The 14,090-nt window shown below is 41.2% G+C and carries 12 protein-coding genes and 1 tRNA gene; 6 read left to right on the top strand and 7 right to left on the bottom strand.

What is annotated here, in order from left to right; genetic code table 11:
• Positions 1-118 precede the first annotated feature (118 nt).
• The 7 genes from B3S92_RS08005 to B3S92_RS07975 form a co-directional block, all read right to left on the bottom strand.
• Positions 119-2,785, bottom strand: coding sequence for a DUF3987 domain-containing protein (locus B3S92_RS08005; protein WP_296204694.1), 2,667 nt, complete (start codon positions 2,783-2,785; stop codon positions 119-121).
• Complete coding sequence (locus tag B3S92_RS08000) at positions 2,785-3,276, bottom strand: hypothetical protein (RefSeq protein ID WP_296204692.1); 492 nt, start codon at positions 3,274-3,276, stop codon at positions 2,785-2,787. Before B3S92_RS08000 ends, B3S92_RS08005 begins: the two co-directional genes overlap by 1 nt.
• A 1-nt stretch (position 3,277) precedes the next feature.
• Positions 3,278-3,808, bottom strand: coding sequence for a KilA-N domain-containing protein (locus B3S92_RS07995; RefSeq protein WP_296204690.1), 531 nt, complete (start codon positions 3,806-3,808; stop codon positions 3,278-3,280).
• A 1-nt stretch (position 3,809) separates the two neighbouring features.
• Entirely contained in the window at positions 3,810-4,091 is a 282-nt protein-coding gene (locus tag B3S92_RS07990; RefSeq protein WP_296204687.1) for a helix-turn-helix transcriptional regulator, read from the bottom strand.
• Positions 4,092-4,221: 130 nt separating this feature from the next.
• Positions 4,222-4,965, bottom strand: a complete 744-nt coding sequence (locus B3S92_RS07985) for a hypothetical protein (RefSeq protein WP_296204684.1) — start codon at positions 4,963-4,965, stop codon at positions 4,222-4,224.
• 138 nt (positions 4,966-5,103) lie between these two features.
• Positions 5,104-6,573 carry a tyrosine-type recombinase/integrase gene (locus tag B3S92_RS07980; protein WP_296204682.1) on the bottom strand — a complete coding sequence of 490 codons (1,470 nt, stop codon included), beginning with the start codon at positions 6,571-6,573 and terminating at the stop codon, positions 5,104-5,106.
• 160 nt (positions 6,574-6,733) lie between these two features.
• Positions 6,734-6,810, bottom strand: a tRNA-Arg gene (locus tag B3S92_RS07975).
• Positions 6,811-7,216: 406 nt separating this feature from the next.
• On the opposite strand from B3S92_RS07975, the gene B3S92_RS07970 reads away from it, so the two are divergent.
• The 6 genes from B3S92_RS07970 to ilvN all read left to right on the top strand — a co-directional run bounded on the left by B3S92_RS07970 (position 7,217) and on the right by ilvN (position 14,038).
• Positions 7,217-7,885, top strand: coding sequence for a c-type cytochrome (locus tag B3S92_RS07970; RefSeq protein ID WP_296204681.1), 669 nt, complete (start codon positions 7,217-7,219; stop codon positions 7,883-7,885).
• A 278-nt stretch (positions 7,886-8,163) separates the two neighbouring features.
• The gene (locus tag B3S92_RS07965) at positions 8,164-9,129 is read left to right on the top strand and encodes an ABC transporter ATP-binding protein (protein ID WP_296204679.1); all 966 of its coding nucleotides are present in this window, start codon (positions 8,164-8,166) and stop codon (positions 9,127-9,129) included.
• Positions 9,126-9,950 (top strand): ABC transporter permease, encoded by an 825-nt coding sequence (locus B3S92_RS07960; protein WP_296204677.1) that lies wholly within the window; start codon positions 9,126-9,128, stop codon positions 9,948-9,950. Before B3S92_RS07965 ends, B3S92_RS07960 begins: the two co-directional genes overlap by 4 nt.
• A 34-nt stretch (positions 9,951-9,984) precedes the next feature.
• Positions 9,985-10,863, top strand: a complete 879-nt coding sequence (gene queF / locus B3S92_RS07955) for an NADPH-dependent 7-cyano-7-deazaguanine reductase QueF (RefSeq protein ID WP_296204674.1) — start codon at positions 9,985-9,987, stop codon at positions 10,861-10,863.
• A 968-nt stretch (positions 10,864-11,831) separates the two neighbouring features.
• Complete coding sequence (locus B3S92_RS07950) at positions 11,832-13,547, top strand: acetolactate synthase 3 large subunit (protein ID WP_296204727.1); 1,716 nt, start codon at positions 11,832-11,834, stop codon at positions 13,545-13,547.
• Entirely contained in the window at positions 13,547-14,038 is a 492-nt protein-coding gene (ilvN, locus tag B3S92_RS07945; RefSeq protein WP_077451190.1) for an acetolactate synthase small subunit, read from the top strand. Before B3S92_RS07950 ends, ilvN begins: the two co-directional genes overlap by 1 nt.
• Positions 14,039-14,090: the final 52 nt, after the last annotated feature.

Genomic DNA, 14,090 nt, shown 5'->3' with positions numbered 1-14,090 from the left:
ATTAGAACTAAATGTTTCTTATCTTTGACAATAATGTATCTGATTGAAGTCAGATAAAAAAGGGCACTATTTTTGAATAATGCCCCAATTCACAACTGACAAAACTGACGAAACCTAACTATATGAGCTCTTTAATACGTGGGTTAATGTAATAACGCTCAGTAGGCCTACCACCTTGGCCAGTGCTCTCTACTGTTTCCCATCTTAGCCAATCATGCTCAGTAAGCACCTCTAAAGCATTAAGCACCTCATCTGTATCGGTAAGGCTTTTCCACCCTCTACGGATAAGCTGGCGAGCTGTAAAGCCATAGTATAGCCAATCTGTTTTATCATCTTTATCACCTCCCTTTTTAACCATAGCTTTGAGCTTATCTGCTAGATAGCTGGCCTTAATGTTTGAGCTGTCAGTAACTAGGCTGTAAATTCTATTCATGTGCGTTTCAAGCATCAGATGCCACTCAATAGCAGTCTTTAAAGCTGTTTTGCTTACTGCACCTAAGTTAGCTTGATACTCTATGCAATCCACTAGATGAAATATTAAAGCCAATGATGCTACTGTGTTTGGGTACTTGGTCATGTGCTCAGCTATTACGCTATGCTCAGCATCATCGGCCTCAGCTTTGAGCTGGTCATACCAAGGCATAAACACATCATAGGCCTCTTTACTAAAGCGGTAATAAGGCCGTTTGTGGTACTCATCGGACTCATTTGCACCATAGTTAATAAAATCCCACTCACTCATGTTATCTATTGTTTCAAACAGGTCATACACTACTTGCCTGATATCTTTATCAGGTGCTATGTCATTCTCTTTACGCCCTTTCATATGATCAGGATAAACGGCAAGTTGGAAACGTTGCATCATGCCATCATTATCTAAGCCTTTAATGGTTCTCTCTAAGTAACGCTCGAGCTTGTTTGGCTGTATGCCTCCTATGATGGATAGGCAATGGCTTTCAATAAAGACTGAGCCCCTGCCAATCCTATCCATGATATGACTGCCAGTACCGTTAAAAGCCTCCAAGTAGAAGTTACGAGCCTCTGAGTTGCTTTCTCCATCTAATGAGGCAAGCAGGCCAGTAAGCTCATCACGCTCAATTACAAGGCCGTTGCTGGTCTGGCTCAGCATCTCTCCTAGTTTCTGATAGGTGCTATCATTGGCTATGTATCGCTTTAGCTTTGGCTCATACTCATCAGCATTGGTGGCCTCTGCTATGGCTTGAGCCTTGGCCAGCATATCATCATCAGTTACTTTGGCCTCATCATCATCAGCTTGCTTGGCTTGTTTCTTAGCCATTGCTTTTAACTCATCATCTAAAGCCTTGGCCTTATGCTTGTTAATCTCCTTATATGTTGCAAACTCTTTTTGTGCTTGCTCATACTCAGCTTTAGCTTTATAAGTGAGGTTATGTAATGGCTTCATGCCTGCACTAATAGAGGGTGTCTTTTTAGTTGAGGGGTTACCAATAATTGCACCCCATAAGTTTGGCACTATTTCCCAATCATCTAAGAATTTAGGGAATATGCTTACCTTAGTACCTATGATGCCAGCCAATGCGGTAATTAATGGAATAGCTACATACTCATGCGGTACGCTTAAACGCTCAGCTTGGTTATCAACATAACGCCATAAGCTGTCAGGTAGCATATTCTTGGTAATTGTCTTGACTGGTGGCAGGTCTGTTAGTATGGCTTTGGGTGCGTCCCAATCACCGCCCATGGTGCTCTTTAGGTCATCGGGTGACACTAGCCCCATAGCGGATAAAGCCCCTGTAATAGCCTGTATTGCACTGCTTACGCCCATTCCTGCATGGTCAGCTAATAAGCTAAAGCCATCGCCTGATATGGGTTCGCCTGTACCTTGTGAGCATATAAATGTACCTTTACCATGCTCATCATCAAATCTAAAGCGATCTGAGCCACTGCAAACAGGGCAGGGCGTATGGGCTTTGGGGTCACTGCTTACGCCATAGCCTAAAGCATTAAGAATAGATGACCAATGGCCTCTACTTAACGCCCTTACCTTATCGGCTGTTAATGTGCTTAACTGGCTATCATGCTTAGCTTGAGGTAAAATAGTAGGCGTGTGTTGGTAATGTTTGCTATTGCTTGCTTGCTCTATCATAGGTAGGGCTGGCAAGCTCTCCATACTATCAAGCCACTCTATCAACTCTCTTGCCTCATATCGTTTACCCTCGTAAACAACTCTAGTCATAAACGGCTTACCTGTTAAACCATCTTTAGCTTTAACCTTTACATGGTAGTAACCTGCCAGCCTCATGACTCTAGGTAAGTCATGTATAGCTTTGTCAGGTGCATCACCAGTACCAGTAAAAAAACCTATGAGCCTCTTTTGGTACTCAGTAAATTTATCAATAGGCAGGCCATCAGCTAACCAATAGGCATGATGCTTGTTTGGTGAGCTTTCTACTATCATAGAGGGCTTTAATTCAAGGCTGGTTAAGCGGTTCACTCTGTCAGCATCTTGGGTATCAAAATCAACATACAAGCCCCTGATAGCTGTTACTGTTTCAGCTAAACGCCTGCTACCTTGTACCTCATTAATAGTTACATACACGCCTACGCCCTTATTGTTGAGCTGTGTTAGTTGCTCATGCCTATCTTGTAGCGTGCCTGCCAGTGTTCTAGCAAAAATATCATATCCTTTGTTGGCCTTTTTTCTCTCAGTGTTGTCATCAAACACTTGGAATACAAACTTATCTGTATTAGGTGCAAGCAGTGCCAGCATCTTATCTGTTTGGCTGTGGTCAGGTTGTAAGCTCATTATTTAGCCTCCTTATCACTTGCTGGCAGGCTTACGCCCTCTAAGCTATCCAATGCATCATAAATGCCAATCTGTAACGATCTGATTGAGTCATCTATACGCTTGCTATGGTATGTGTCTGTTCTCTTATCTCTGCTTATGTGAGCTAAGATATCAGCATGATAAGAGGTACTGTGTAGCTCATCACTCATACGATGCAATAGCTCAATAGCCTCAAGTTGTTCGCCTGTATCAATCTGCTCATAGTCAGCTTTGGGCACCTCATTACGGTATGCTGGCAAGCATCTGAGCATAGTAATAGCTTGTCTTAACTCATAGTAAAGGCTATCTATGATATAGCTGGTATCAACTTTATAGCCTGTTGGATTGCTTGCTAAGGCGGTAAGCTCTAAGCAGGTGCATAGCTTCTTATCAAGCCTGCCATGCTTTGTGCGTGGATTAGGCATAGCATCAGCAATAGAATGAGCCTCAAATAACTTATCCTTAATCATGTTATACGCCCTCCATGCTGATAGAGTGATCCAGTGGTAGCTCTGGCTGTACGATGGCCTCAAGTTTCACTATCTCAGTTTTAATGGCAGGCTTAATCTTTTTGCCATAGTAGTTAAGGGCATAACCTGCCTTGCCAGCCTCGAGCGTTGCATAGTCATACTCTCTATGTAACTGCATCAAGTGCTTATAGCTATGCTGGCGTGTCATCATGTCATCAAATGCACGTATAACAGCTAAGGCAAACTCTGGGCTAATCCACATAGCATAGGCATACACAAGCTCTCTACATAGATAAGTGCCTTGTCTTTTGCCTTTGCCTCTTACGATAATAACGGCCTTTCTTTTTGATGTTGGAATATCAACATCATAGGGCTCAGCTTCATAAGCCCCTTGCATCTCTTTAATGTGTTTCTGTTTTAAAAAGTAGGTAACTCTGTTTTTATTCTGAGCACCACTGGCATTAAATAAGTCTAATGCTGAATAATGAGTGCCGTTTATAGTGTGTATGGCTTTGTTTGCTATGGTCATCATCTTACACGCCCTCCACATCAGTTGAGGTGCTATGACTTTCTATCCACTGGTTAATATCAGAGACACGCCATAAGCTAGCTCTGCCAATTTTGATAGGGGCAGGGAACTTGCTTTGATTGATTAGATGGTAAAGGTGTTTGGCAGAGAAACCAGTAATGCCACGTGTAGCAGGTTTTGCTGTAACGGTTCTAGTTTGGCCGTTTTTAGTTTGGTAGGTTTTTGCCTTGCGCTCAGGTTGGTTGGCAAGGTCTGACATTCTTAGGTACTGATCTTTGACTTTCATTGCTATTCACTCCATAGCTATTAAAGGAATGGGCAGTAATGCCCTTGGCTATGGAGGAATATAGTTAAGACAAAAAATTATTGCAGAATGTGAGGGTGTTGAATGACATTAAAGGGGGTAAAATGATAAATTAAGTTTTAGATATGGCGCTTCTATGCTTACTGATTATATTAGATAGCGAGCGCTCGGTATAATTAAGGCTGTCATTTTTTGCTTTGAAATACGCGATAATCTCTCTCGCTGTTTCATCGTTTGAATAAATGAATTTTCCGTTATCCTTTCTTTTCATGAAAAACTTATCATGATATGCAAGCGCTTTTTCCTTATCGGGACTATATATCTCTCTTTTTTTACTACCACCTATCTTTCCAGCTCTGACGCTTTTTAAATGTACTGTTAGCATACTATTAGTTTCATCGAATATAGCCTTAAATCCTAAAGACGCTATATAGTTTTTATTGAGATAAGAAATGTAAGTTAAGTAGAGTTCTAGTGTAGCTTGTAATAGTATTTTAAAAATCTTGTCAATAGTAAATGACCTGGTGAAGTCTGTAGTCTTATAGCCTTGAAATATTTCCTCACAGTTGTACTTGGTTGCAATTGAATTTGTAGAATATAGGCGCTCAGCTTGAGAGTAAACCTTGGATAGAATTGCATACAAGTCATTTACTAAAATATCTCTATTAGACAAGCATGGATTGTCGCGATACGTGCTTATTTTTTTATGTTTTGAATATAGGTTAAATCTGACCAGTTGATGATAACTATATATTGCGTATAGATAGGCATGACCTAAACTCTCATTTGCTTCTTTCTCGCTAGTCACGCCTATATCTATAAACTCATACGGCTCTTTAATGTACTGAAAACTCATAAATCACCTTTGCACCTTTATATAAATAAGATGCAAGGCGGTGACTGCTTAAAGGTGTAAATGGCAGTCGTTCGGGTAATTACTCCTAGCCTTGCAATGGGGTTTTGTCAGTTTTGTCAGTCATGTTTCTGAGCATTTCTAGTTTTTTAACTGCTTTGTTAGCTGTTCAATTAATTCAGGCGATACGCCTTGCACTTGTAAACTATTAATGAGCATATCTGTATCATGGGTAATAATATCTGTAGCTTTACGACCTCGCTTGGCCATAACCTCATCAAGCTCTTTTGGTGAAAGCAAATCAAACTTAACAGGCTTGCCAGCTCTCAAGTCATCAAGATGGCTTGCCCATTCATTCATCATTACTTGGCGCTCAGGCAGATGCTCAGAGGTATCATATCTCTTTTTAACACTGCTTTGCTCTAAGTGTGCAAGCTGTATTTCAATAACATCAGATGAGAATTTAAGCTCATATAAGCCAGTGCTGGCAAGTTTCCTAAAGCCATGACCTGTCATTTTAGGATAGGGGTCACCAGTGTAGCCCATTCGCCTTAATGCCTGATTAAACCACCCCTCGCTATAAGGCTTACCACTATCAAAGTTGTAAAACACATAGCCTGTATTGCCTGTTATAGGCCTCATACGCTCTATTATTTCCATTGCCTGTGGTGATAGTGGGATAATGTGATCTTGTCTCATTTTCATCTTATGGGCAGGTATGCGCCATACGTTTTTATGATAATCAATCTCTGACCATTCAAAATGCCTTAATTCCTTAGTACGTACAAAACAGAGCGCCATAAGCTGTAAGCCTGCCACTGTTTGCGGGTGTGCTTTAGCGTGGTTGTCAGTATAGGCATCTATATTTCTAAGTAGGTCAGCAAACTGGTGTTGCTCTACTGCTTTCATGCCCTCAGCTTTATGAGGTCTTAGGGCTTTGTTTCTGCCATGTGCAATATTAACTATGTCATAACCTTGAGTATTAATAGCAAACTCATAAATAGAGCTGATTAATCCCATACACTTATGGGCAGTCTCAGAGGTACGCTTGCCCTGTGCCTCAAAGTCACTTTGAATGGCTAGGCCTGTTTGGATAATATCTTGAGCTGTGATAGCACCAATCGGATAATCACCGATATGCTTGAGAATGTGATTATTCAGAAAGCCTTTAAGCTTTTGAACATTTTTGGGAGTGGTTTCTTGTTTCTCAGAGATATAAGCTCTAGCTATGACTTTAAATAAGTCTTTTTGCTCATACTGGTTTTTTGCTTTGCTTTTTTGCTCATTAGGATCAATACCATCAGCTAATAACTGTTTAGCCTTATCTCTTTCAATTCTTGCCTGCTTTAAAGATACCTCTGGTTTGAATTGACTATCCACTTGCTGGCTTGCTGGCTTATATGAGCCAATATGATATGTTTTTTGTTTTGGCTTAATATCTTTGTCAGATTGATAGCGATATGACATTACCCAATATAAAGCGCCTTGGGGGTCATGTATTAATGATAGGCTGTCACCATCAGAATATCTAACACGCTTGGCAGGTGGTGACTGCTTAGCTATAGATTTAACGCCATTATCAGAAAGCAAATAATTCTTTCTCTTACTCATCTTTGCACCTATAAGATATAAATTGCAATGTACAACATTATGTACAACATTCTATAGGTGATAGTAGGTAATGACAAGATACCTTAAAAGACTAAAGTCTTGTATAATAAAGGCTTTGAGGGGGTAGAGGTAATAAGAGGTAATGCTGAAAGATGGGGGTTGGTGCGCTTGGCGGGAATCGAACCCACGACCCTCGGCTTCGGAAACCGATACTCTATCCAACTGAGCTACAAGCGCATATTTTGGCAATATTGAGTGAATTTTAGCTCTCTAACTCAAAAACAATCTTTTGAATTGCTAACGATAACCGCACTCAAGCTCGCTAGTCTAGCAAAATACATCAAAAAAACCAATGTTATCACGCTTAATAAATGACAAAGCCTACGAAAATTTGATACATTAGGCACCATTCGTAATAATTGGGTAACTTAATTAGGTCAAAAACTGCCTTTTGTCGTAAGAGTCACCATTGAAACATGGCTTTTAACCCCCTTTTCCCATTATAATATTGGGGAAAAGAATTTATTACTGGTTTTATATTAAAAAGTTAAAACAATTCACTCAATCATACACGACATCTTGGGATTGCTTATATTTAGCGATAATCACCCAGAGAAGTCGCTCTAAAAAGAGATTGTGACGCATGAAAAAAATCGTGATGTTATCCGCCGCCGCCATCCTTGGTCTATCAGGCATTTCTTTAAGCCAAGCTGAAGACGCTGCTGCTCCAGCTGCGCAAACCACTGAAGCGGCTACTGCGACTACTGATGCTAAAGCAGAAACCACAGATGCAGCAGCAGGTGAACAAGCTACTGATGAAGCTGCTGCTGATGCGACAGCTACTGATGGTGCGGCTACTGATGCCGCTGCTGCCGATGGAGAAGCTGCTGCTGCCTCTGCAGAGCCAGTGGAAGAAGAGCCTATTCCTGAGGACACTCCTCAAGTTAAAAAGTTAATCGCTTTATATCCAAAACTTGTTGAACGTATTCAGCCTTACGGTAAAGTTTGCTTTGACGGTGATGACAACTGTGACATCACTTTAACTGCCTCAAGTGCCGGTGTTGAAGGTCAGGTTCGTGATGGTAAAGCGGTTTATGAAGCCATTTGTCAAACTTGTCATGGCAGCGGTGTATTAGGTGCGCCTAAGTTTGGTGATGCAGGTGCATGGGGTTCTCGTATCGCACAAGGTAAGAACACTTTATATGATCACGCTATCAACGGCTTAAATGCTATGCCAGCCCGTGGTGGTGCAGACATTCCAGATGAAGAAGTTCAAAACGCTGTTGATTATATGGTTGAACAGTCTAGCTAATCGCTGAAGACTGAACGGCTTTCATAACGGCTATTTGCTATAACCCAAGCTGATTAGCGCTCTATTACAGCCCTAATTGAAACTTGGGTTAGAACCTTCTAACGCTAATAGCGTATAACGAAGACGCTTACTGTAAAGTGAGCGTCTTTTGTTGTTTCAATGATTGATTGAAATTATCAATGCCTATGTTTGCCTCAAGGTGGGTTTAAGAATAGATTTTCGGCACCATATATAGCCATTATCATCCCCACTATAAAAGCTAATAAAGATGTGAGTTTATGACTAATACAACGCCTGCATTACAGATTAATAATCTATCTAAAGTCTATGGCAATGGTTTTACTGCCTTAAAGAACGTGAATTTAACTGTACCACAAGGCGGTTTTTTTGCTTTGCTAGGGCCTAATGGTGCTGGGAAATCAACCATGATCGGCATTATTAGTTCGTTATTTAAGCCTACTGAAGGTAGCGTTAAAATATTTGGTACTGATTTATTACAAAACCCTTCAATTGCCAAGCAGTACTTAGGTATCGTTCCGCAAGAATTTAACTTTAACCAGTTTGAGAAGGTTGAAGACATCTTAATTACTCAAGCGGGTTACTTCGGCATTGCTGCAAAAGAGGCTAGACCAAGAGCCAAAAAATTGCTGACCGCTTTAGGGCTTTGGGACAAACGTAATAATAAAGCCCGCGAACTCTCAGGGGGTATGAAGCGTCGATTAATGATTGCCCGAGCGCTAATCCATAAGCCCAAGCTTCTTATTTTGGATGAGCCGACTGCAGGGGTGGATATTGAGCTGCGACGCTCAATGTGGGAGTTCATGCAGCAGATTAATCAAGAAGAAAAAACCACCATTATCCTGACTACCCATTACCTAGAAGAAGCAGAGCAGTTGTGTCGTTATATCGCCATTTTAGACCATGGTGAAATTCGTATTAACACTGAAATGAAAGAGCTACTAACTCAGCTGTCTATTGAGACCTTTATATTAGATTTCAAAAAGCCCGTGTCAGGTGAGGTGTCTATTAGCGGTATCACCTCTTATTCACAGCCTGATAATCAAACCCTTGAGGTTACTTTAACGGAAGGCGAGTCTTTAAACGGGGTGTTCCAACAATTAACACAGCAAGGCATCGAAGTATCAAGTATGCGCAATAAAGCCAACCGCTTGGAAGAACTATTTATGCGTCTGGTAGAACAAGGTGTCCAAAGCAAAGATAGTATGAAGGAGGCTGGACTATGAGCAACATCAATAATCAACCTGTTAGCAACGCCACAAATAATGACGGCTTAACTTTTGCTCAAAAGTGGATTGCCTTTCGCACTATCTTGATAAAAGAAATTCGTCGTATTTTACGTATTTGGCCACAAACCCTGCTGCCGCCTGTGATTACCATGAGTTTGTATTTTATTATTTTCGGTAAAATGATTGGCTCACGTGTGGGAGAAATGGGCGGTGTGCCTTACATGCAGTTCATTGTACCGGGTCTAATTATGATGTCGGTCATTACCAACAGTTACTCTAACGTGGTCTCAAGCTTCTTTAGTGCCAAATTTACTTCCAGTATTGAAGAGCTCTTGGTGTCTCCGGTCTCTAAACATTCCATATTAATTGGCTATATTGGAGGCGGCGTATTTCGGGGACTTATGATTGCGATTATTGTCTCTATTGTGGCTCGGTTCTTTACTGAATTAGGGATCGAACACTTCTTTGTTATGGTGTTTACCGTATTAGGAACTTCTATTTTATTCTCATTGGGCGGATTTATTAACGCAGTATTTGCCCGCTCATTTGATGACATTTCGATTATTCCAAGCTTCGTGCTGACCCCGTTGACTTATTTGGGTGGGGTGTTTTATTCCTTAGAGAACTTATCCCCATTTTGGCAAAACATATCGCTATTGAACCCGATTGTTTATATGGTTAACTCATTCCGCTACGGCATCTTGGGTTATTCTGATGTGAATGTCTGGTACTCAATGGCCGCAATATTCGTATTCTGTGCGATTTTTTATGCCATTGCTTATCGTCTACTGGATAACGGCTCTCGCTTAAGACTATAACCTTTTAATTTTATATTTAAGATAGGACTTACTTATGAGTATTCATGGTGTATTAGGGGAGAGCACCAGCTACCCAAAAACTTATCAACCAGATACTTTATACGCAATCCCACGCTCCATGGGCCGTAACGAAATTAATTGGCAAGAGGATAAGTTACAGGTTGGGGTAGACTGGTGGCATGCCTTTGAAGTGTCTTGGTTGAATTCTCAAGGCATTTCACAGATGGCGATTGCCCGCTTTGCCATACCTGCCAGCTCACCCAACATCGTTGAGTCCAAGTCACTTAAGCTATATCTAAATAGTTTAAACTTTACTGAATTTGAAAGCTGGGAAGCCGTTGAGCAAACCATAGCAAAAGACTTGGCGGCTTGTGTTGGAGCCGAAGTTCAAGTCTCGCTGTTTGGTCTGGATGCCATTAGCTCTGGCAGTGATGCTGACTCAGGATTTTTAATTGCTCATCCTCAAGGCAAATGTATCGATCAGGCATTAGATAACTTACCAGGTAAAGTTGAGCTGGTTGAGCATCCTGATGCTAGCCTACTAGCAGAGGATACAGACGTTAGTGCTTCGCTTGATCAAGCAGAGAAACAGTATCAACTGTACTCAAACTTGCTGCGCAGTAATTGTCCAGTGACTAATCAGCCGGACTGGGGGACTTTAGCGATAGATATTAGCACCTCACAGAACATTGATGAAGCGAAATTATTAACCTACATTCTTAGCTTCCGTCAGCATAATGGCTTTCATGAGCAGTGTGTAGAGCAAATATTTGCTGATTTAAGTCAAAGATATAGTCCTTCAAAGCTGATGGTTCGTGCTTGGTATACTCGTCGTGGTGGCATTGACATTAACCCTTGCCGCGTTAGTGATAGCAGTTTACTGCCGCAACCTAGCCGTTTAGTACGCCAGTAGAAGCGGTCTACCTTATAGAGTTTACTAAAGCTAAAAAAGGTCTAAAACACCGTTCAGCTTATTGAGCTTTATCATTTTATCATTGTATTTATTTATTAAACCCAAGAGTAACTCCACTCTTGGGTTTTTTTATGTCCAAAAATTTATCATTTAGTCGCAATTGATAAATTTAGGTATGGTGTCTCATGAATTAAATTTAGTTGACATAACTATCAAAACAACGGATTATAGAATTATGATTAGTCGGTTAACCTTCTCTACCGAGTTAGTTAACTAAAAAGTAGCAACTATTGTTGAATTACCATTCGCTTTAGGGTGGCTTCTTTTGATGTGATGAATTAGACAGTTTGCTTTTACTGTTATTAGTTCAGGGACTTATCGGTCTACAGCGACTAAGTAATCATTCTGAATAGTAGTCATAATCTTATGATAGCTTCAGTTTGATGGGTATAATTTTTTATACTTTTTAACCCGATTTGTATGTTTCAATAGTGGCATTTAACCATGCAGCTTTGAGTCAATAGCACACCAATCTTGTTAAATTCTTAAAAATGCTCTTATTTCTCTGATAAGACATTGCTTTGTTAAGCGTCGTTTCGTCACCGTATTTTTAAGTTCCCATATCACATGGCTGATGCCTGTTGGTATTTTTTGTCGTGTCTGTAGGGTTATTTAATTTTATGGATATGAGCTGTAAATTATGAATAAAATGAAAGTTTGAATAGAGTTAAAAGTAGGTCAAGAATCTTTTAACAGACTATTTAAAGTATTAGGTGCATACCACGAGTATGCTTTGCTGACCAGCAACTTTTATAATAAAAGCCTTATCACATCCCGCAATAAAATAGGTGATGACAGTGACTCAAACAACCCAAAGCCCTAATATGACAGGGCATACCCAAACCGCACACGCTGCCATTAACTTTGGTAAAAAGCGTGAACTTCTAGAAAATGGCGATGGGCCAATCATGCTCTCTGGCGGTGAAATGCTTGTCCAGTCATTAATTGACGAGGGCGTCGAGTATATTTTTGGTTATCCAGGTGGTGCCGTCCTACATATTTATGATGCTATCTTTAAGCAAGATGCTATTGAACATATCTTAGTGCGCCATGAGCAAGCGGCGGGTCACATGGCAGATGCCTATTCACGTCGCACTGGTAAAACAGGCGTGGTACTAGCAACTTCAGGTCCTGGTGCAACCAACACGGTAACCGCCATCGCTACTGCGTTTATGGATTCAATTCCAATGGTTATTATTTCAGGTCAGGTACCTAAGCACCTAATTGGTGATGATGCCTTCCAAGAAACAGACATGGTTGGGGTTTCTCGTCCTATCGTGAAACACAGTTTCCAAGTACGCCATGCCAGTGAAATCCCTGAAATCATCAAAAAAGCATTTTATATCGCTCAGTCTGGCCGTCCAGGTCCAGTCGTTATTGATATTCCAAAAGACACTACTGCGCCGCACGAGAAGTTTGAATACAACTATCCAGAATCTGTAAACCTACGCTCTTATCAGCCTTCAGTAAAAGGCCATAGTGGTCAGATTAAAAAAGCGATTGAAACTTTATTAGCAGCTAAGCGCCCAATTTTATATTCAGGGGGTGGCGTTATCTTGGGTAATGCTCATGAAGAGTTAACCAAGTTGGCACGTCAATTGAACTTGCCCGTTACCAATACGCTAATGGGCTTAGGGGCTTTCCCAGGCTCTGATCGTCAGTTCGTGGGTATGCTAGGCATGCATGGTACTTATGAAGCCAACATGACCATGCATCATGCTGATGTTATTTTGGCAGTAGGTGCACGTTTTGATGACCGCGTAACCAATGATGTGAAAAAATTCTGTCCAAGTGCGACTATCATTCATATCGACATTGATCCTGCGTCAATTTCAAAGACCATTAATGCCGATATTCCAATCGTAGGTGATGTGAAGTCAGTATTAACGGATATGCTTCAGCTACTAGAAGGCGATGATAAACAGTTGGATCAGCCTGCCTTGCTAGACTGGTGGTCACAGATTAATGAATGGCGCAAGCGTCATGGTCTACGTTATGACACCAGTACTGATAATGGCATGAAGCCGCAAGCTGTTGTTGAGAAGCTATATGAAGTGACCAATGGTAATGCCATTATTACCAGTGACGTGGGTCAGCACCAGATGTTTGCTGCGCTTTATTACAAATATAATGAGCCTCGCCAGTGGTTGAACTCAGGTGGTCTAGGCACCATGGGTGTTGGCTTGCCGTATGCAATGGCCGCCAAATTGGTAGAGCCTGAGCGTGATGTGGTCTGTATCACCGGTGAAGGGTCGATTCAGATGAACATTCAAGAGCTGTCTACTTGTTTCCAGTATGGATTGCCGGTTAAGATTTTATGCCTAAATAATGCTCAGTTGGGTATGGTCAAACAGTGGCAGGATATGCTGTATGAAGGTCGTCATGCCTCTTCTTATATGGAGTCACTACCAGACTTCGTTAAGCTTGCAGAGAGTTATGGCCACGTTGGTATTAAAATTACTGATCCAGCCAAGTTAGATGAGCAACTGGCTGAAGCAATGGCAATGAAAGACAAACTTGTATTTATTGATGTTTACGTGGATCGTAATGAACACGTATATCCAATGCAAGTTGCAGGGCAGTCTATGCGCGATATGTGGTTATCTAAGGGGGAGCGTACCTAATGCAACACTTAATCTCTGTACTAATGGAAAACGAAGCTGGGTCGCTATCACGTCTGGTTGGATTGTTTTCACAGCGTGGTTACAACATCGAAACCCTAAACGTAGCCCCTACTGAAGACGAAACGATTTCGCGTTTGACATTGACTACCAACGCCAGTGCCGACAAAATTGAACAGATCACTAAGCATTTGCACAAGCTAATTGAAGTAGTTAAAGTAATTGATTTAACAGACAATGCTCACGTAGAGCGTGAGCTGATGTTGATTAAAGTACGAGCTACCGGCAGCGCTCGAGCGGAAGTTAAGCGCAGTGCAGATATCTTCCGTGCTCAAATCGTGGATGTCACTTCAAGCCTTTATACCATTCAAATTGTTGGTGATGAGGCTAAGCTTGACGGCTTTATCGAAGTTATCGGCCGTGACCGTATCTTAGAAGTGGTACGTTCAGGTGTGATTGGTATCTTACGTGGTGAGCGTACCCTCAGCCTGTAGTTTTATTTAGTAGTAGTTTTATTTGGTAAATTTATTTTGTAATCGCTCAAGC

Origin of the sequence: Psychrobacter sp. UBA3962 (assembly GCF_002385225.1) — a bacterium.
Lineage (GTDB): Bacteria > Pseudomonadota > Gammaproteobacteria > Pseudomonadales > Moraxellaceae > Psychrobacter.
This window is presented reverse-complemented; position numbering and strand designations above follow the sequence as displayed.